This window comes from Pseudomonas sp. NY15181 (genome assembly GCF_048068055.1).
In the GTDB taxonomy this organism is placed as follows: Bacteria; Pseudomonadota; Gammaproteobacteria; order Pseudomonadales; family Pseudomonadaceae; genus Pseudomonas.
The window spans coordinates 135,759-153,274 of the sequence record NZ_JBLUPT010000003.1; the positions used below are offsets into that span (position 1 = coordinate 135,759).

A 17,516-nucleotide genomic window follows, 5' to 3' on the forward strand; every position below is an offset into this window, starting at 1 on the left:
GCGGATCCTTAGACGAAATAGTGGGGAACGAAGCGGCTGCTGTCGCGGGTGATGGGGCTGGAGTCCTCGCGGATGCCCAGGCCTGCGGCCTGGCCGTCGATTACCCAGCAGCCGAGCACGGCATGGTTGCCGTCGTATTCGGCCAGCGGCGCGTAGCCCTGGTAGATGCAGGGCGCGTCGGCGTGGGGGCCGTCGCTTTCCAGTTGCAGGTCGCCGGCGACGATGCGGATGTTCTCGCCCTCGCGGGAATACAGCGGCTTGCGCACGTAGGCGCCGGGGATGTCCTGGCGATAGCTGGCCGGCAGCAGGTTGGGGTGCTTGGGGTTGAGCTTCCAGAGGATTGGCAGCATGGCCTTGCTCGACATCAGCAGCTTCCAGGCCGGTTCCAGGAAGCGGATGCCGCTGCGCTCCAGATGCTCGGCGAAGCTGTCCTGCAGCAGCCATTCCCAGGGGTAGAGCTTGAAGCAGTGGCGGATGTCCTGCTCGTACTGGTCAATGAAGGTGCCGCGCGCCGCGTGGTGGCCGATGAAATCCACCGGCAGGTAGCGTGTCGCCAACCCGGCCTGGTGCGCGGTGTCGAGCAGGTAGAGGACGTTACCGGTGTCTTCCTCGTGGCCGTCGATGGCGGTGAAGTGCAGCGTGTCGCCGGGGGCGATGGCCTTCCAGCGCTCGATCAGCTTCTCGTGCAGCGAGTTGAACTGGTCGGCGGCCGGGTTCACGTCGTGCAGCCACTGCCACTGCACCACGCTGGCTTCCAGCAGGCCGGTGGGGGTGTCGGCGTTGTATTCCAGCATCTTTGGCTGGCCCTGGCCGTTCCAGGCAAAGTCGAAGCGCCCGTACAGGCTCGGGTCCTGGCGCTGCCAGGAGCGGATGATTTCCTCGCGGGCGCCCGGTGGCAGGTGGAAGGGCTCGAAATGGCCGGTGCGGATCACCCATTCGACGCATTCCAGGTAGCGCTGGTGCAGGTCTTCGCTGGCGGCCTCCAGCGTCTCGATCTGTTCGAGGCTGAATTCGTAGGCCACCGACTCGTCCCAATACAGCCCGTCGATGCTGTGGAAGGTGAAACCCACCGCTTCGCAGCGCTCGCGCCAGTTGGCGCGGGGTTCGACTCGCAGACGGCGCATCAGCCGCCTCCGGAGAAGCGGGCGCCGGAATGGCCGAAGCCGCCGCGGGTGACCAGTTGGCGTGATTGTACCTGGTAGGACTGGGCGGTTTTCGGCCGCGAGCCTTCCTCGTAGCTCGGCCCCCGGTAGTGGCCAGAGCTGAAGCTGGAGCCACCGGAGCCGCCGCTGCTGCTGGACTCGGGCTCGCAGGCGTTGGGCGTGGCGCCCCAGTCCTTCAGGCAGTCCTCGCGGTTGGCGTAGAGGTCGCGGTACACCGGGTTGTGGTGCAGCACGCTGTACAGCACCCCGCCGGTGAGCAGGGTGGTGAAGACGAGATTGGATTTCTTCATGGTCGGGCGCCCAGGGCGCTGCGGGGAAGCAGCGTCGGCAGTTCCTTGCGCGTGCGTTGAGTCCTTGAGGGGGCGAGTCTAGCGATTATCCAGCGCAGGCCAGTGTGATGCCTGTCGCACACGAAAACGCCGGCGAATGGCCGGCGTTCTCGGGGCGGGTCGCGGAGTTACTTGACGCGCTGGCCGGGCTTGGCGCCGCTGTCCGGGCTCAGCAGGTAGATCTCTTCACCGCCGGGGCCGGCGGCCAGGACCATGCCTTCGGAGACGCCGAACTTCATCTTGCGCGGGGCCAGGTTGGCCACGTACAGGGTCAGGCGGCCTTCGAGCTGGCTCGGGTCCGGGTAGGCGCTCTTGATGCCGGAGAACACGTTGCGCTTCTCGTCGCCGATGTCCAGGGACAGGCGCAGCAGCTTGTCGGCGCCCTCGACGAACTCGCACTTCTCGATCAGCGCGATGCGCAGGTCGACGGCGGCGAAGGCGTCGAAGTTGATCTCCGCGGCCAGCGGGTCCTTGGTCAGTTCGCCATTGCCCTTGGGCTGGTTGGCGGCGGCGAGGTCTTCCTTGGATGCTTCGATCATGGCTTCGATTTTCGCGGGTTCGATACGGGTCATCAGCGGGTTGAACGGATTCAGTTGGTGGTTGGCCAGCAGCTGCTCGTGGTCGGCCCACTTGAGCGGGGCGACGTTGAGGAAGGCTTCGGCGGCTTCTGCCAGCTTCGGCAGTACGGGCTTGAGGAAGATCACCAGCTGGCGGAACAGGTTCACGCCCAGGGCGCAGATGGCCTGGACTTCATCCTGCTTGCCTTCCTGCTTGTTCAGCGACCAGGGCGCCTTGTCGGCGATCCAGGCGTTGGCCTGGTCGGCCAGAGCCATGATTTCGCGCATGGCACGGCCGAAGTCACGGGCTTCATAAGCGGCGGCGATGCTCGGCGCGGCGCTGCGGAAGGACTCGACCAGTTCCGGCGCAGGGCTTGCGTCCACCAGCAGGCCGTTGTTGCCCTTGTGGATGAAGCCGGCGCAACGGCTGGCGATGTTCACGACCTTGCCGACCAGGTCGGAGTTGACCTTCTGCACGAAGTCCTCGAGGTTCAGGTCGAGGTCGTCCACGCCACGGCCCAGCTTGGACGCGTAGTAGTAGCGCAGGTATTCCGGGTCCAGGTGGTCCAGGTAGGTACGGGCCTTGACGAAGGTACCGCGCGACTTGGACATCTTCTGGCCGTTGACGGTCAGGTAGCCGTGCACGTTCACCGCGGTCGGCTTGCGGTAGCCGGCGCCTTCGAGCATGGCCGGCCAGAACAGTGCGTGGAAGTTGACGATGTCCTTGCCGATGAAGTGGTACAGCTCGGCGTCGGAGCCCTGCTGCCAGTAGGCGTCGAAGTCCAGCTCCGGACGGCGTGCGCAGAGGTTCTTGAAGCTGGCCATGTAGCCGATCGGCGCGTCCAGCCAGACGTAGAAGTACTTGCCCGGCGCATCGGGGATCTCGAAGCCGAAGTAGGGTGCGTCACGGCTGATGTCCCATTCCTGCAGACCGGCGTCCAGCCATTCGGCGATCTTGTTGGCTACCGACTCCTGCAGGGTGCCGCTGCGGGTCCACTGCTGCAGCATGGCCTGGAAGTCAGGCAGCTTGAAGAAGTAGTGCAGCGATTCCTTGAGCACCGGGGTAGCGCCGGAGATCGCGGACTTCGGGTCCTTCAGCTCGGTGGGCGAATAGGTCGCGCCGCAGGCTTCGCAGTTGTCACCGTACTGGTCGGCGGTGCCGCACTTGGGGCAGGTACCCTTGATGAAGCGGTCGGCCAGGAACATCTGCTTTTCCGGGTCGAAGTACTGGGTCACCGGGCGGGTGGCGATGTGGCCGGCTTCGCGCAGCTTGACGTAGATGGCCGAGGACAGCTCGCGGTTCTCTTCCGAGTGGGTCGAGTGGTAGTTGTCGAAGTTCACCTGGAAGTCGGCGAAGTCGGCCATGTGCTCGGCGCGCACGCCGTCGATCAACTGTTCGGAGGTAATGCCTTCGCGCTCGGCGCGCAGCATGATGGCCGAACCGTGGGCGTCGTCCGCGCACACGTACACCGCCTGGTTGCCACGCATCTTCTGGAAACGCACCCAGATGTCGGTCTGGATGTACTCCAGCATGTGACCCAGGTGGATCGAACCGTTGGCGTAGGGCAGGGCGCTGGTGACGAGGATCTTGCGGGCTTCGGACATGATGATCGGCCGTGACGGAAAAACGAGGGAAGTCGGCAACTATATAGGGGCCTGATTAATTTTTCACCCGTGCGCCGCCTGGGAGTAAGCCTTGGCCGCTCCTGCGACCGATGATCACGAGCACGGGCGCCACGAGAGGCGTAATATGCCCGCCTATTCTGCTCAGTCTTTCATCGGGAGTACCCATGGGCGCCGCCAACCGAGCCACGGTGGAAAACCTTCTCCGCCAGATCAACGACCCTCACACCGGCCAGAACCTGATGGACGCCGGCTACCTGCGCGAGCTGGATATCCAGGGCGGGCGCATCTCGCTGACCCTTGAGCTGGGTTACGCGGCGGGCCTGTTCAAGAATGGCCTGGCGCAGACCGTGCAGATGGCCCTGGAAGCGCTGGACGGCGTCGACTCGGCCCAGGTGAAGGTGGAAATCCACATCGCCGCGCACAAGGCCCAGGCCCAGGTGCCGGGCATGAGCAACGTGAAGAACATCATCGCCGTGGCCTCTGGCAAGGGCGGCGTGGGCAAGTCCACCACCGCCGCGAACCTCGCGCTGGCGCTGGCCCGCGAAGGCGCCAAGGTCGGCATTCTCGACGCCGACATCTACGGCCCCAGCCAGGGCATCATGTTCGGTATCGCCGAAGGCACCCGGCCGAAGATCCGCGACCAGAAGTGGTTCATCCCGCTGGAAGCCCACGGCGTGGAGGTCATGTCCATGGCCTTCCTCACCGACGACAACACCCCGGTGGTCTGGCGCGGCCCGATGGTTTCCGGCGCGCTGATCCAGCTGATCACCCAGACCGCCTGGAACGACCTGGATTACCTGGTCATCGACATGCCGCCGGGTACCGGCGACATCCAGCTGACCCTGGCGCAGAAAGTGCCGGTGGCCGGCTCGGTGATCGTCACCACCCCGCAGGACCTGGCCCTGCTCGACGCCAAAAAGGGCGTGGAGATGTTCCGCAAGGTCAACATCCCGGTGCTGGGCGTGGTGGAGAACATGGCGGTGCACATCTGCTCCAACTGCGGCCATGCTGAGCACCTGTTCGGCGAAGGCGGCGGCGAGAAGCTGGCGGCGCAGTACGGCGTGGAGCTGCTGGCCTCGCTGCCGCTGTCCATGGCCATCCGCATGCAGGCCGACGGTGGCAAGCCCACGGTGGTCGCCGATCCGGAAAGCCAGCTGGCGATGATCTACCAGGAGATGGCCCGCTGCGTTGGCGCCCGCATCGCCCTGAGCGAGAAGGCAGCCCCGGCGATGCCGAACATTTCCATCAGCGACGACTGACGGTTCTAGGCTCCCGCCTTGCCGGGAGCGACAACCCACCGCCCGGCGCGCCCCTTTGCCGGGCGGCGCGCCTGTCGGTAAGATTCGCGCTTCTTTTTCCATCCGCCTTACAGGACGCTCGCCATGACCATCAAATCGGACAAGTGGATTCGCCGCATGGCTCTGGAGCACGGCATGATCGAGCCGTTCGTCGAGCGCCAGATCCGTGGTGCCGATGACAGCCGGGTGATCTCCTACGGTGTCTCCAGCTACGGCTACGACGTGCGTTGCGCCGCCGAATTCAAGGTGTTCACCAACATCCACTCGGCCGTGGTCGACCCGAAGAACTTCGACGAGAAGAGCTTCGTGGACATCAACAGCGACGTCTGCATCATCCCGCCGAACTCCTTCGCCCTGGCCCGCACCGTCGAGTACTTCCGCATCCCGCGCGACGTGCTGACCATCTGCCTGGGCAAGAGCACCTACGCGCGCTGCGGCATCATCGTCAACGTGACCCCGCTGGAGCCGGAGTGGGAAGGCCACGTGACCCTGGAGTTCTCCAACACCACCAACCTGCCGGCGAAGATCTACGCCCACGAAGGCGTGGCGCAGATGCTGTTCCTGCAGTCGGACGAAGCCTGCGAGGTTTCGTACAAGGATCGTGGTGGCAAGTACCAGGGCCAGATGGGTGTGACCCTGCCGAAGGCCTGATCCTTTCGCTACGAATGAAGAACCGGGCCTTGGCCCGGTTTTTTGTTGCCTGGGATTCGCTCCGCGTAAGCCAGATGGCTTCGTCTGTGAAGCGTATGCGCCAGGCCCAATAGGGTGATGCCCGTAGGGGCAACTGTCTTCTTCTGGGGGAGTCCGTGCCGATGCATCCCCCTCACCCCAGCCCTCTCCCTCAGGGAGAGGGAGCAGTCCGAGCCGACTGACGTCAAGGTTTCATCCTGCGCCGAACGGCCCCCTCTCCCTCTGGGAGAGGGTTAGGGTGAGGGCCAACCCGAGCGCAGATATATCTCGTAGGAGCCTATTTCAGGTTGCCGCTGAGGAACTGCCGCAGCCGTTCGCTCTTCGGCTTGCCCAGCACTTCCTGTGGCGGGCCCTGTTCCTCGACGCGGCCCTGGTGGAGGAACAGCACCTGGCTGGACACCTCGCGGGCGAAGGCCATTTCGTGGGTCACCAGGATCATGGTGCGGCCTTCCTCGGCCAGCGCCTTGATGACCTTGAGCACTTCGCCGACCAGCTCCGGGTCGAGCGCCGAGGTGGGTTCGTCGAACAGCATGATCTCCGGCTCCATCGCCAGCGCGCGGGCGATGGCCACGCGCTGCTGCTGGCCGCCGGAGAGGAAGGCCGGGTACTTGTCGACCACCTGTGCCGGCAGGCCGACCTTGCTCAGGTAGCTGCGCGCGCGGTCCTCGGCTTCCTTGCGTTCCACGCCCAGCACCCGGCGCGGCGCCAGGGTGACGTTCTCCAGAACGGTCAGGTGGCTCCACAGGTTGAAGTGTTGGAACACCATCGCCAGGCGCGTGCGGATGCGCTGCAACTGCGCCGGGTCCGCGACGCGCATGCCGCCGGGGCTGGGCAGCATCCGTATTTCTTCCCCGTCGAGGATCATTCGGCCCTGGTCGGGCTGTTCGAGGAAGTTGATGCAGCGCAGGAAGGTGCTTTTGCCCGAGCCGCTGGCGCCGATCATGCTCACCACGTCGCCGGTCTGGGTTTCCAGGGACACGCCCTTGAGCACTTCGTTGTCGCCGTAGCGCTTGTGCAGCGAGTCGATCTTCAGTGTGGTCATGCGGGCCTCGGGAATGCAGTACAGGGGCGGCGTTGGGCTTGATGTGGGGCGTCAGCCATGGCTGGGACCGAGGAAGGCCAGCCAGCGCCGTTCGGCGAGGCGGAACAGCCCGACCAGGGTGAAGGAGGTCACCAGGTAGAGCATCGCGGCGATGCCGAAGGACTGGAAGGACAGGAAGGTCGCGGCGTTGGCGTCGCGGGCGATCTTCATCAGGTCCGGCACGGTGGCGGTGAAGGCCACGGTGGTGGAGTGCAGCATGAGGATCACTTCGTTGCTGTAGTACGGCAGCGCGCGGCGCAGCGCCGAGGGCATGATCACGTAGCGGTACAGCCGCCAGCCGCTCAGGCCATAGGCATGCGCGGCCTCGACTTCGCCGTGGGCGATGTTGCGGATGGCGCCAGCGAAGATTTCCGTGGTGTAGGCGCAGGTGTTCAGGGCGAAGGCCAGCAGGGTGCAGTTGAGGCCGTTGCGGAAGAAGGCGTCGAGCACCGGCTGCTCGCGCACCGCCGCCAGGCTGTAGATGCCGGTGTAGCAGACCAGCAGCTGGATATACAGCGGCGTGCCGCGGAACACGTAGGTGTAGAACTGCACCGGCCAGCGCACCAGCGGGTTGCGCGAGACGCGGGCGATGGACAGGGGAATGGCGAAGGTGAAGCCAAAGGCGATGGACACCACCAGCAGCCAGAGCGTCATGGCCAGGCCGGTGATGTGGTAGCCGTCGGTCCACAGGAAGGCTTTGCCGTACTGCTGCAGCAATTCGATCATCGCAGGGCCTCGCGCACGCCGATGGCATAACGGCGCTCAAGGGCGTTGAGCACGAAATTGGACAGGGTGGTGAAGGCCAGGTAGATCAGCGCCGCCACCATCAGGAAGAAGAACAGTCGGTAGCTGCTCTTGCCGGCGTCCTGCGCGGCGCGGACCACGTCGGACAGGCCGATGATGGAGACCAGCGCGGTGGACTTGATCAGCACCATCCAGTTGTTGCCCAGCCCCGGCAGGGCGAAGCGCATCAGTTGCGGGAAGAGCACGAAGCGGAAGCGCTGCGCACGGCTCAGGCCGTAGGCGCTGGCCGCTTCCAGCTGGCCGCGCGGCACCGCGAGGATGGCGCCGCGGAAGGTTTCGGTGAAGTAGGCGCCGTAGATGAACCCCAGGGTGATCACGCCGGCGCTGAAGGGATCGATCTCGATGTACTCCCATTCCATGTAGTCGGTGAAATCGGCCAGCCAGGTCTGCAGGCTGTAGAAGATCAGCAGCATCAGCACCAGGTCCGGGACGCCGCGGATGAGCGTGGTGTAAAGGGTTGCCGGGAAACGCAGCAGTTTCGAACCGGAGAGCTTGGCGCTGGCGCCGATCAGGCCGAGCAGGACCGACAGCAGCAGTGAGCAGATCGACAGCTTGATGGTCATCCAGGTGCCGTCCAGCAGGATCGACCCGTAACCCTTGAGACTGATGCTTTCGAGAAATGCCTGGAGCATGCGCTGAGCGCTCCCGTGATGCGGCCGTTGCCGTAGCGGGCCCGCCCCGACCGCTGGGGCGGGCGCGCTCGGGGGTCAGTCGTTGTAGATGTCGAGGTCGCCGAAGTATTTCTTCTGCAACTTGTCGTAGGTGCCGTCGGCGTGGATGGCCTTGATGCCCTTGTTCAGCATGTCGCGCAGTTCGTCGTTACCCTTGCGGATGCCGATGGCGATGTCCGCCGGCATCAGCGGGTCGTGCACCGGCTTGCTGATTTCGTAGCCCTTGCCCTGGTCGGTGGTGAGGAAGCCCTGCTCGGCCTGCAGCATGTCCTGCAGAGAGGCGTCCAGGCGGCCGGACACCAGGTCGGAGTAGACCTGATCCTGGTTCTGGTAGCTCTTCACGTTGACCCCGGCCGGCTCCAGCTTGGTCTTGGCGAAAGTCTCCTGAATGGTGCCTTGCTCCACGCCCACGGTCTTGCCCTTGAGCGACTCGGCGGTGGCTTCCAGGCCCGAGCCTTTCTTGCTGATCATCGCCGACGGGCCGGTGAAGAGTTTCTCGGTGAAGTCGATTTCCTTCTTGCGCGCTTCAGTGACGGTCATCGAGGAAATCACGCCGTCGAACTTGCGCGCTTTCAGGCCGGGGATCATGCCGTCGAAGTCGTTGGGCATCCACACGCACTTGACCTTCAGGTGTTCGCAGATGGCGTTGCCCAGGTCGATGTCGAAGCCGACCAGGCTACCGTCCGGGGCCTTGGATTCGAAGGGCGCGTAGGAAGGGTCGGTGGCGAAGCGGATTTCTTTCCACTCCTTGGCTTGCAGGGCGCCGGCGCTGGCCATCAGGACCAGGGCGGAGAGGGTCAACCAGGCTTTTTTCATCGAATGGAATCCTTAGAGGTTGGTCAAGCAGGTGGAAATAACGGGAACACCTGTGCAACAGCGCAAGGAGAGCAATTTTCGAACCAGGCACGGAGCGGCGGACGCCAGCGATAGGAGAAGGCTGACGGACGCGTCCTGCAAAAAGGTATAGCAGCGGCAACCCAGGCGTGCGCACCTGGTTGGGGCGAGGGAGTGAGGCGTCGGGTAACGAGGTGGTGCGCGGCAGAAAAAAGAAAGGCACCCGAAGGTGCCTGAAAATGATCATGGAGTAAGTCGACTGTTTTGATTCCGGAGCGGGACACAAGTTCCCGGCCCCGGAGCATTTTTCAGTCGGTCATTTGCCTGGCACCAGTGTCAGACGCTTCGTGCCATAGACCCTGTCCAGGTTCTGCGACTGGAAGGGGAAGCTCATGTAGTTGCCTTTCAGCCAGGCATCGATGCCGTCGGCGTAGTGCGGGCTGGCCGGGTTGCCGGACTGGCCGCTGCTGTTGAGGCCCATCATCGGCTCGCTCTGGCCGAAGTCGACGACGATGCGCATGGCCGGGATCAGCCAGGTGTCGAAGTCCTGTCCCCAGTGGTAGGCCGAGACGTTCAGAGTGGTGTGGTCGCCGCCGGCCGGGTAGGGGCCGCGGTCCAGGTAGCCCTTGATCGCGCTCAGGCTGGCGCGCTCGCCGGCACTGAGGTTCGGCGCCATCTTGGTGCTGTCGCTGACCCACTCGTAGGTGTGCAGCTTGCCCCACTGCCAGGCGCGGCGGTCGCTGCCCAGCTTCTGTTCGCAGAAGGCGGTGGCGGCGGCCAGGCTGCGGGCGAGGATCGCCGGTTTGTCTTCCTTCTGCGGGGTGCGGGTGTCGTCCCAGAACGGGCTGTCGTCGCGTCCCAGCAGGTGGTCGGCCTGGGCCGAGTAGGACAGGTTGGCGTTCTCCACGAAGGCTTTCCAGGCCGGGCTGTCTTCGGGGCCCAGTTCATCGAGGAAGATCTGTTTGGTGCTTTCCTGCAGGAAGGCTTCGTACAGGGCCGCGTCGGAGGAGGTCGCAGCAAGCTTGCCGTCGAACGCCATGATCCGGTCCAGCGCCTCGCGGGCGCGGTCACGCTGGTCGGCGGGCAGCGCGTCGATGGCCTTCTTCAGCGGCTGCGCCATGCCCGGCGCGTCCAGCATCGACTGCAGCTTGCCGGCGAAGGGCGTGGTCTGGTCATACTGCATGGCGATCATGCTGCGGTAGTCGTGGCTCTTGCTGGCGCCGGCCAGCTGGGCGATGCGCTCGTAGCGCTCCGGGTAGTACCAGGAGCTGGACAGCTGGGCGCCATAGCCGGGCTGCACGCTGCGGTGGTTGGCGGTGCCGAGCCAGCCCTGTGCCGGGTCCTGGTCGGACGGGTGCAGGATCGGATCGGCATAGCCGTCCCAGTCGTAGCGGCCGTCCCAGCCGGGGGAGGGCAGCAGGCCGCGACCTTCCTTGCGGTTGGGGAAGCGCCCGGTGACCTGCCAGCCGATGTGCTTCTCATCGGCGAACAGGATGTTCAGCGCCATCGCGCGGACGTCGCGGGTGGCGTCGAAGGCCTGCTCGACGCTCTTGGCGCGGGACAGGTCGAAGAAGGCGTCGAGGGTACGGTCGGACTCGCCCTGGATGCTCTGGTAGGCGATGCCGTAGCCGCTGGACAGCGGCAGCGGTTGCAGGTCGTGCTTGCGCTCGCCCAGGGCGCTGTTGAGCAGCGGGCCGTGGCGGGTTTCGTAGATGACCTCGCGGACCGGGCTCTGGCCCTTGATGAAGAAGGTCTCGTTGCGCTCGATGGCGGGTTTCCACTGGCCGTCGGCGAGGTAGTAGAGCTTGCCGCCCTGGCGCTTCACCTGTTCGAGGAAGAGGTCCTGGTTGTCGCCCATGACCATGGTCATGCCCCAGGCCAGCTTGCCGTTGAAGCCGGCCACCACGCCCGGTACGCCGGCGATGGAGACGCCGGCGGCGTTGTACTTGGGTGAGCGAATCTGCACGTAGTTCCAAACCGAGGGCATGGACAGCGGCAGGTGGGTGTCGTTGGCCAGGATGCTCTTGCCGCTGCGGCTGCGCTGCGGGGCGATGGCCCAGTTGTTGGACGCGGCGACGCCCATCATCTGTAGGGCGGCGACCTGGCCGGCGGCGCGGTCCAGCGCGTCGAGGCCGGCGATCCTGCCGTCCAGGCGCAGGCCCTTGAGCTTCTCGGCTTCTTCGAACGGCAGCGGCTCGTCCGGGTAGATCGGCGTCAGCCAGGGCAATTTGTCGGCGCCGACTTTCTGCGCCAGTACCAGCGAGGCGATCTCTTCCTGCAGGTTCACCGCCAGGCCGAAGTTCAGCAGGCTGAAGACCAGCGCGGAGTCTTCCGGCTTCCAGTACTCGGGACGGTAGCCGGATTCGGCCAGGTCCATCGGCAGCTTGTCGCGGTAGCGGAACAGGTAGGCGTTGACGCCGCGCGCGTAGGTCTCGAAGAAGCGCTTGAGGCGCGGCGAGGCGCCGGCATAGAGGGCGTCCGCGGCCTTCTTCAGGTTCACCGTACGCATGAAACGGTCAGTTTCCAGTGCGCCGGGGCCGACCATTTCCGACAGGCGTCCCTGGGCCATCAGGCGCAGGCCGACCATCTGGCTGATGCGGTCGCTGGCGTGCACGTAGCCCAGGGTGAACAGCGCGTCGTGGAAGGTGCTGCTCTCGATCAGCGGCATCCCCAGGCTGTTGCGGCGAATCGATACGTTGTCCGCCAGGCCCTTGATCGGCTGCACACCGGTGGTCGGCGTCACGCTGTCGGCGTAGTGGTCGTTCAGCCAGTTCTGGCAGCCAGCGAGGCTGACGGCGGCGCTGAGGGTGGCGGCAAGGCCGAAGCTGGGAAGCCGGCGGAAGGCTCGCGGGGCCATGGGGGTGTGCTCCTGCACAAAAGGGTCGCGTGGAAAGGCGCTACGTTAGTGAGCCGACGATGGGCACGCAAGCCGCGCACGGCGGGATTTGCAGCGGCTGGCAATTAGTTGGGGCGGACAGCAGAAGGCCCGCGCTGGGCGGGCCTTCTACGGGAGCGTCAGGACCTGCTTCAGGCGCCGTGACACTTCTTGAATTTGCTACCGCTGCCGCACGGGCAAGGGTCGTTGCGACCTACGTCCTTGAGCGGGTTACGCACCGGCTCGTGGCTGTGGTTGCAGTGCGGGCCGTGCACGTGGCCATGGTCATGGTGGTGGTCATGATCATGGTCGTGATTGCAGTTCGGACCGTGTACGTGGGGTTCCTGGCTCATGGTGACGCTCACTCGGGGATGAAATCGGCGGGAATTATCTCGCCATTGCGCGCAATGTGCACGCTCCGTCCGAACAGCAGGCCGGTCTTCACTTCGCCGGTGAGGCTGTAGTGGATCGGCTTGTCGGGGTTCTCCAGCAGCTTGACGATGTACTTCATGTGCCGCCAGAGGTTGGTGGTCACCGGCACTTCGAAGGTTTCATAGCCATTGGCGGGGACTGTGAACCAGTTATTCGACTCGCCCTCGGCCAGGTCGACATCATTCAGTTTGACCTTGTAGGCCAGGCCGCGCACGGGGAGGCTGAAGTCATTGGGGTTGTCGATGCGGAAATGCAGGATGAACTCCTGCTCCAGCAAGCGAGCCTTCACGACGTCCACCTTTTGCAGCTTCACGTCGGGTTGCTCGAAATCACCTGCAATCCAGCTGCAACCTGACACGAGGCTGAACAACCAGAACAGGCTGAGAATTCTTATCATTTGCGCCTGATAATTCATGTCTGACCCCCAGGATGCCCCAGTGTACCAAGCACCTGCTCGGCTGCAAGTTGTTGTTACGTTAAAAGAAGCTGCACCATACTGGCGGAATGTAACCGGCGGGTTAACACAGGAGAGTGATGATGAGCCGCTATGAGATCGCCTTCTCGGGCCGGATCGTGCCCGGTGTCCAGCTCGACAGTGTGAAGGCCAACCTGGCCAGGCTGTTCCAGGCCGATGCGCAGCGTATCGAATTGCTGTTCTCCGGCCGGCGCATGGTGATCAAGAACAATCTGGATGCCGAGGCGGCGGAGAAGTACCGCAGTGTGATCGAGCGCGCCGGCGCCATCGTCGAGGTGGTGGACATGGATGCGCCGATCGAGGAGATCGAGCTGGCGCCGCCGCCGTCCGCCGATCCCCAGCAGCCTGCTGCGACGGCGCCGCCGGGGCGCCTGCAAGTCGCGCCGCGCGACGGATACATGGCGGCGTTCGCCGAGGTCGAGGCGCTGGATTTCGGCCTCGCACCGGTGGGCGCCGACCTGCAGGACGACAAGCCCGAAGCCCAGGCTCCGCGCGTGGACCTCAGCCAGTTCAGCCTGGCGCCGGTCGGCAGCGACATGGGCCAGGCCAAGGCGGCGCCGGCAGGCCCCGCACCGGACACCAGTCATCTCAAGCTGGCGGACTGATCAGTCGCCCTGCTGGGGATCGTCCTTGTAGACGAACTTGGGCATTTCCCAGCGGAAGCGGATCGCCAGCATGCGGAACAGGAAGCCGGCGAACAGGGTGATCAGCATGGCCTGTTCCTTGGGCAGGTCGATCTGCAGGCAGATCAGGTAGCACCAGGCGCTGGCGAAGGAGACGCTGGCGTACAGCTCGCGGCGGAAGATCAGCGGCACGTCGTTGCAGAAGATGTCCCGCAGGATGCCGCCGAAGACCCCGGTGATCACGCCACTGACCGCGGCGATCAGCAGGCTGTGGCCCATCTCCAGGCTGACCTGGCAGCCGATCAGGGTGAAGGCCACCAGGCCCACGGCGTCCAGCGCGAGGAACAGCGAGCGCAGGTGACGCATCAGTGGGGCGATGAACACGGTGACCAGGGCGGCGGCCGCGGTGAGTGCCAGGTACTCCGGATGGCGCACCCAGGTCAGCGGATAGTGCCCCAGCAGCATGTCGCGCACCGAACCGCCACCCAGGGCGGTGACGCAGGCCACCAGCACCACGCCGAACAGGTCCATGCTGCGGCGGCCGGCGGAGAGCGCGCCGGTCATGGCTTCGGCGGTGATGGCGATGATGTAGAGAACGGTCAGCAGCATGGCGAGGTCCGGCAGGGGTTATCGGTGCGGCGAACGGCCGCCGCCCCGAAAAAGGCGCGGATTCTAGCCGAGACGTCTGCCGGCCCCAAGTGGGGCGCCTTCACACCTTAGTCGGGGCCGAGGCATTGGACGCACGACCGCCAACGGCTCTACCCCCTGCACTCCATCATTCGATCCAGGGGCCGCAGCATTTCTTCAGCTTGCCGCCGGCGCCGCAGGGGCAGGGATCGTTGCGCCCCAGCTTCATCGGCACGGTCGGGTCGAGGAAGTACCAGCGGCCATCGCGCTGGACGAAGCCCGAGCATTCGCGGTGGCTGTGCTCGCCCTGGCTGTCGTGCCAGCGGGCGACGAAGGTGACCCGCGCATGTTCCGGCTGGCCGCCAAGCACCTCGTGGCTCTCCACCTCCAGGCCCAGCCAGGTGCTGCCCAGGCTCCAGGCGCGGATGGCGTCCAGGTCCAGGCCCTGCTGCTGGGCGGGCAGGGTGGTGTCCTTCAGATAGTCCACCAGGCCCAGGGCATAGGCGCTGTAGCGCGAGCGCATCAGGGCTTCGGCGGTGGGCGCCGCATCGCCTGCATGGAAGCGTCTGCAGCACTCGGTCAGTGGACGACCGCTGCCGCAGGGGCAGGTCGGTTCGGTCATGGTCACCGCCAGTACTTTCCGAAGTTTTCCGATTTGGCCCAGAGCTGGGACGTAGGTGGCTGCAGGCCAAGCGTAGCGGGCTTCATGGCGGTCCTCAAAGTGTTCTGGTGACACGAAGGTTACACCATTGGTGACGGTTCGCGAGGAGCTCAAGGGACCCGTAGGGCCGTCCGAGGGAGCTCAGCCCGTGTGAGCTTTCGAAATCGCTTTGGCGATCTTCGCGATGGGAGCGCTGTAACCAGAAGCGTCGATGGAACTAGTCCGGGAGGCATGACCGGAAGAATATGGTCAGAAGCAGTTGTATTGGTAAGGAGGCGGTTTTGTAAAGCTATTTACAATTCCGAAGAAACAGATCAAAGAGGATGCCCGCGATCAATTTTACTGCTGAGGATAATGGAGGTGGTGGTCTTTGCAACGCCTTCTAGACTTCCAATTTGATCTAAAATCTTATCAAGGCACTCAGGCGAGTTTGAACGTAACCAGGCGACATAGTCGAACTCGCCGCTAACAGCACACAGTTGTTCTACCTCTGACATTGCACTTAGTCGCTTTACGACATCCTTCCCTGACCGCGAGTGGACGGTGATTCCAACGTAAGCTTGCAAACCACCATCAAGCAGCTGCTGTCCTAGGCGAACTCCATATCCAGTGATGATTTTGGTACTTTCAAGTTTGGATAGTCGCGAGTTAACAGTTGTGCGGGCGATGCCTAAAGTTCGGGCAAGGACAGCCACGGTTTCACGGGCGTTTATCTTCAGGGCTGCAATGAGTTGAAGGTCAATCTCATCAAGGGTGGCCGGACGCAATTCGGACATAGGTGGTCAGTCTCATGTTTGAAAATACACAGGTATGTATTGTTTTTGCCGGTTACGTTTGATTATTGAATATATGAGAATATTTGTGGGCTGCGCCGCGGATGTTGAATTACTGTCTGGGCGCTGCTGTGATCACGTAACACAGCGCCCAGGTTTTCGTCAGTATTAGCGCTTGGCAGTCTAGCGATGGCTTAGTTGTAGATGTGCTTGTAAGGGTAGGGGTTCGTCTACCCGATTTCCCTCTACATCCATTTCATTATAATTTACCAGTCGAGTGCCGTGCTTGATTCGATAACCAATCCAGACTGCAAGGAATAGTGGTAGGCTAATATAGGTGGCTACGAGGCCGCTCCAGTCGATATGCTCGCCGATGAGTGCGCTATAGTTCTGGCCAAGAACAATTATCATGCAGAGGCTAAAGGCAAACAGCGGGCCAAATGGGAAGAGAGTGGCTCGATAAGGCAGTTCTTCCAAGCGTCCTCCTTGAGCAAGGAAGCCTTTTCGAAAGCGATAATGAGAGACGGCAATCCCCAGCCATGCAATGAATCCGCACATGCCCGAAGTGTTGAGTAGTGCATTGTATATGAATTTATCGCCAAATACGGACGTCAGGAAGCAAAGTGCGCCGATCAACGTGGTTGCATAAAGTGCATTGCGTGGCACCCCATTGCGCGAGATTTTAGAGAAAATCTTAGGCGCTTTACCCTGTTCGGCAAGACTATGGAGCATGCGGGTAGATGCATACATTCCTGAGTTACCTGCCGAGAGAATGGCGGTTAGGATGACGGCGTTCATTAGCGCAGCTGCTGATGCAAAACCGGCACGTTCGAAAAGCAAGGTGAATGGGGAAACGCTAATGTCCGTCGTTTCGTTGCGTAATAGACTTGGATCAGTGTATGGGATCAGTGCTCCAATCACGAAGATTGCAAGAATATAGAATAACGTGATGCGCCAGAATACTTGGCGGACAGCAATAGGTACGTTTTTACTGGGATTTTTGGATTCTGCTGCAGCAACGCCTACGATTTCCGTGCCTTGAAACGAGAAGCCGGCAATCATTACAACTCCAACCAGGGCTTGGAAGCCGCCTGCGAACGGTGCGTCGCCAGTTGTGAAGTTTTTAAATCCAGGTGATTCTATTCCGTGCATCAATCCAAAAATAGTGGCTAATCCTATAATGATGAATACGATTACCACTAAGACTTTAATCAGTGCGAACCAGAACTCGCTTTCACCAAAGCAGCGTACTGATACGAAATTTAGCAAGAATATTATTGCTAGGAAAGCGCCGCTCCAATAAATTCCAGGAGTGTCTGGGAACCAGAACTTCATAACTAGCTGAGCGGCTACAAGTTCGGCGGCGATAGTCACGGCCCAGTTAAACCAATAGTTCCAGCCTAGTGCAAATCCGAAGCCGCTCTCAACAAATTTGCTTCCGTAAGTGCTGAATGAGCCGGCGACAGGCATGTACGCGGCCATTTCGCCAAGACTGGTCATCAGGAAGTAAACCATTACCCCGATCAATGCGTACGCTAGGAGGGTTCCCCCGGGACCCGAACTGGCAATAGAAGCACCTGTTGCTACAAATAGCCCTGTGCCAATTGAGCCACCTATGGCGATCATATTTAGGTGGCGTGTTGATAGTGTTCGTTTCAGGGTGTTTTTTGGTTTGGTCATTTTCCCGTCTCCTGCTTCAGGTAGTCAGGATCGGGTTTTGGTTGGATACTTGAATTTGGTTTGGTCATTATTAAAAGTCATTATTGGATTTATTATAATTCCGCCTGCGCCGGGAGGGCGGCGGGTGCATGTAAGGCAGTGAGCTATTAGGCGGCCGCTGGCATGGAGTACGCCATCAAATTGGGCTCACCTAATGAATTCTAAAATTGGTAGGGTTCATAAAGAAGACGCAATATGCAGCGTTTTGATGCGATTTTCGTCATTTTGATGATGGTGTTGATCATAATGACGAGGTTTCCTTGGTCGCATAGCCATCT

General features: G+C 62.5%; 17 protein-coding genes. 3 read left to right on the forward strand and 14 right to left on the reverse strand.

The annotated features are described in order from the left end of the window. Positions 1-8: 8 nt before the first annotated feature. From ACNFBT_RS09165 to metG, 3 genes are all read right to left on the reverse strand, one after another. Complete coding sequence (locus ACNFBT_RS09165) at positions 9-1,124, reverse strand: glutathionylspermidine synthase family protein (RefSeq protein WP_416748559.1); 1,116 nt, start codon at positions 1,122-1,124, stop codon at positions 9-11. After that, positions 1,124-1,453: a hypothetical protein gene (locus tag ACNFBT_RS09170; protein ID WP_416748561.1), complete on the reverse strand. Its 330-nt coding sequence runs from the start codon at positions 1,451-1,453 to the stop codon at positions 1,124-1,126. The genes ACNFBT_RS09165 and ACNFBT_RS09170 overlap by 1 nt, the downstream gene beginning before the upstream one ends. A gap of 167 nt (positions 1,454-1,620) precedes the next feature. Next, entirely contained in the window at positions 1,621-3,654 is a 2,034-nt protein-coding gene (gene metG / locus ACNFBT_RS09175; RefSeq protein ID WP_416748563.1) for a methionine--tRNA ligase, read from the reverse strand. A gap of 185 nt (positions 3,655-3,839) precedes the next feature. Here metG and apbC point away from each other — a divergent pair, with 185 nt between their 5' ends. Together apbC and dcd are read left to right on the forward strand one after the other, a co-directional pair. After that, positions 3,840-4,934, forward strand: coding sequence for an iron-sulfur cluster carrier protein ApbC (apbC, locus tag ACNFBT_RS09180; RefSeq protein WP_416748565.1), 1,095 nt, complete (start codon positions 3,840-3,842; stop codon positions 4,932-4,934). A gap of 123 nt (positions 4,935-5,057) precedes the next feature. Then, positions 5,058-5,624 carry a dCTP deaminase gene (gene dcd / locus ACNFBT_RS09185; RefSeq protein WP_416748567.1) on the forward strand — a complete coding sequence of 189 codons (567 nt, stop codon included), beginning with the start codon at positions 5,058-5,060 and terminating at the stop codon, positions 5,622-5,624. A gap of 316 nt (positions 5,625-5,940) precedes the next feature. Here dcd and ACNFBT_RS09190 read toward each other — a convergent pair whose 3' ends face one another. The 7 genes from ACNFBT_RS09190 to ACNFBT_RS09220 form a co-directional block, all read right to left on the reverse strand. Next, positions 5,941-6,705, reverse strand: a complete 765-nt coding sequence (locus tag ACNFBT_RS09190) for an ABC transporter ATP-binding protein (protein WP_416748569.1) — start codon at positions 6,703-6,705, stop codon at positions 5,941-5,943. Positions 6,706-6,756: 51 nt separating this feature from the next. Next, positions 6,757-7,470, reverse strand: coding sequence for an ABC transporter permease (locus tag ACNFBT_RS09195; RefSeq protein WP_275610633.1), 714 nt, complete (start codon positions 7,468-7,470; stop codon positions 6,757-6,759). Next, complete coding sequence (locus ACNFBT_RS09200) at positions 7,467-8,180, reverse strand: ABC transporter permease (RefSeq protein WP_416748572.1); 714 nt, start codon at positions 8,178-8,180, stop codon at positions 7,467-7,469. Before ACNFBT_RS09200 ends, ACNFBT_RS09195 begins: the two co-directional genes overlap by 4 nt. A gap of 75 nt (positions 8,181-8,255) precedes the next feature. Further along, positions 8,256-9,035, reverse strand: a complete 780-nt coding sequence (locus ACNFBT_RS09205; RefSeq protein WP_416748574.1) for an ABC transporter substrate-binding protein — start codon at positions 9,033-9,035, stop codon at positions 8,256-8,258. A 334-nt stretch (positions 9,036-9,369) separates the two neighbouring features. Continuing rightward, complete coding sequence (locus ACNFBT_RS09210) at positions 9,370-11,910, reverse strand: penicillin acylase family protein (RefSeq protein ID WP_416748575.1); 2,541 nt, start codon at positions 11,908-11,910, stop codon at positions 9,370-9,372. 170 nt (positions 11,911-12,080) lie between these two features. Further along, positions 12,081-12,281 (reverse strand): SEC-C metal-binding domain-containing protein, encoded by a 201-nt coding sequence (locus ACNFBT_RS09215; RefSeq protein WP_416748577.1) that lies wholly within the window; start codon positions 12,279-12,281, stop codon positions 12,081-12,083. Between the two features lie 8 nt (positions 12,282-12,289). Next, positions 12,290-12,775 (reverse strand): LEA type 2 family protein, encoded by a 486-nt coding sequence (locus ACNFBT_RS09220; RefSeq protein ID WP_416748579.1) that lies wholly within the window; start codon positions 12,773-12,775, stop codon positions 12,290-12,292. 122 nt (positions 12,776-12,897) lie between these two features. Here ACNFBT_RS09220 and ACNFBT_RS09225 point away from each other — a divergent pair, with 122 nt between their 5' ends. Next, complete coding sequence (locus tag ACNFBT_RS09225; protein ID WP_416748581.1) at positions 12,898-13,440, forward strand: hypothetical protein; 543 nt, start codon at positions 12,898-12,900, stop codon at positions 13,438-13,440. Here ACNFBT_RS09225 and ACNFBT_RS09230 read toward each other — a convergent pair whose 3' ends face one another. From ACNFBT_RS09230 to ACNFBT_RS09245, 4 genes are all read right to left on the reverse strand, one after another. Continuing rightward, on the reverse strand, positions 13,441-14,067 hold the full coding sequence (locus tag ACNFBT_RS09230) for a trimeric intracellular cation channel family protein (protein WP_152221280.1): 627 nt from the start codon (positions 14,065-14,067) through the stop codon (positions 13,441-13,443). A gap of 166 nt (positions 14,068-14,233) precedes the next feature. Continuing rightward, positions 14,234-14,707: a YchJ family protein gene (locus ACNFBT_RS09235; RefSeq protein WP_416748583.1), complete on the reverse strand. Its 474-nt coding sequence runs from the start codon at positions 14,705-14,707 to the stop codon at positions 14,234-14,236. A 353-nt stretch (positions 14,708-15,060) separates the two neighbouring features. Then, on the reverse strand, positions 15,061-15,522 hold the full coding sequence (locus ACNFBT_RS09240) for an Lrp/AsnC family transcriptional regulator (RefSeq protein ID WP_416748585.1): 462 nt from the start codon (positions 15,520-15,522) through the stop codon (positions 15,061-15,063). Positions 15,523-15,702: 180 nt separating this feature from the next. Continuing rightward, positions 15,703-17,199 (reverse strand): amino acid permease, encoded by a 1,497-nt coding sequence (locus ACNFBT_RS09245; protein ID WP_416748587.1) that lies wholly within the window; start codon positions 17,197-17,199, stop codon positions 15,703-15,705. Positions 17,200-17,516 lie beyond the last annotated feature (317 nt).

Excerpts from the sequence above, each read along its gene's own strand:
- metG (WP_416748563.1), bottom strand. The coding sequence starts at position 3,654 with ATGTCCGAAGCCCGCAAGATCCTCGTCACCAGCGCCCTGCCCTACGCC.
- ACNFBT_RS09190 (WP_416748569.1), bottom strand. The coding sequence starts at position 6,705 with ATGACCACACTGAAGATCGACTCGCTGCACAAGCGCTACGGCGACAAC.
- ACNFBT_RS09245 (WP_416748587.1), bottom strand. The coding sequence starts at position 17,199 with ATGACCAAACCAAAAAACACCCTGAAACGAACACTATCAACACGCCAC.
- ACNFBT_RS09230 (WP_152221280.1), bottom strand. The coding sequence starts at position 14,067 with ATGCTGCTGACCGTTCTCTACATCATCGCCATCACCGCCGAAGCCATG.
- ACNFBT_RS09165 (WP_416748559.1), bottom strand. The coding sequence starts at position 1,124 with ATGCGCCGTCTGCGAGTCGAACCCCGCGCCAACTGGCGCGAGCGCTGC.
- ACNFBT_RS09200 (WP_416748572.1), bottom strand. The coding sequence starts at position 8,180 with ATGCTCCAGGCATTTCTCGAAAGCATCAGTCTCAAGGGTTACGGGTCG.
- dcd (WP_416748567.1), top strand. The coding sequence starts at position 5,058 with ATGACCATCAAATCGGACAAGTGGATTCGCCGCATGGCTCTGGAGCAC.
- apbC (WP_416748565.1), top strand. The coding sequence starts at position 3,840 with ATGGGCGCCGCCAACCGAGCCACGGTGGAAAACCTTCTCCGCCAGATC.
- ACNFBT_RS09220 (WP_416748579.1), bottom strand. The coding sequence starts at position 12,775 with ATGAATTATCAGGCGCAAATGATAAGAATTCTCAGCCTGTTCTGGTTG.
- ACNFBT_RS09210 (WP_416748575.1), bottom strand. The coding sequence starts at position 11,910 with ATGGCCCCGCGAGCCTTCCGCCGGCTTCCCAGCTTCGGCCTTGCCGCC.
- ACNFBT_RS09195 (WP_275610633.1), bottom strand. The coding sequence starts at position 7,470 with ATGATCGAATTGCTGCAGCAGTACGGCAAAGCCTTCCTGTGGACCGAC.
- ACNFBT_RS09240 (WP_416748585.1), bottom strand. The coding sequence starts at position 15,522 with ATGTCCGAATTGCGTCCGGCCACCCTTGATGAGATTGACCTTCAACTC.
- ACNFBT_RS09170 (WP_416748561.1), bottom strand. The coding sequence starts at position 1,453 with ATGAAGAAATCCAATCTCGTCTTCACCACCCTGCTCACCGGCGGGGTG.
- ACNFBT_RS09215 (WP_416748577.1), bottom strand. The coding sequence starts at position 12,281 with ATGAGCCAGGAACCCCACGTACACGGTCCGAACTGCAATCACGACCAT.
- ACNFBT_RS09235 (WP_416748583.1), bottom strand. The coding sequence starts at position 14,707 with ATGACCGAACCGACCTGCCCCTGCGGCAGCGGTCGTCCACTGACCGAG.
- ACNFBT_RS09225 (WP_416748581.1), top strand. The coding sequence starts at position 12,898 with ATGAGCCGCTATGAGATCGCCTTCTCGGGCCGGATCGTGCCCGGTGTC.
- ACNFBT_RS09205 (WP_416748574.1), bottom strand. The coding sequence starts at position 9,035 with ATGAAAAAAGCCTGGTTGACCCTCTCCGCCCTGGTCCTGATGGCCAGC.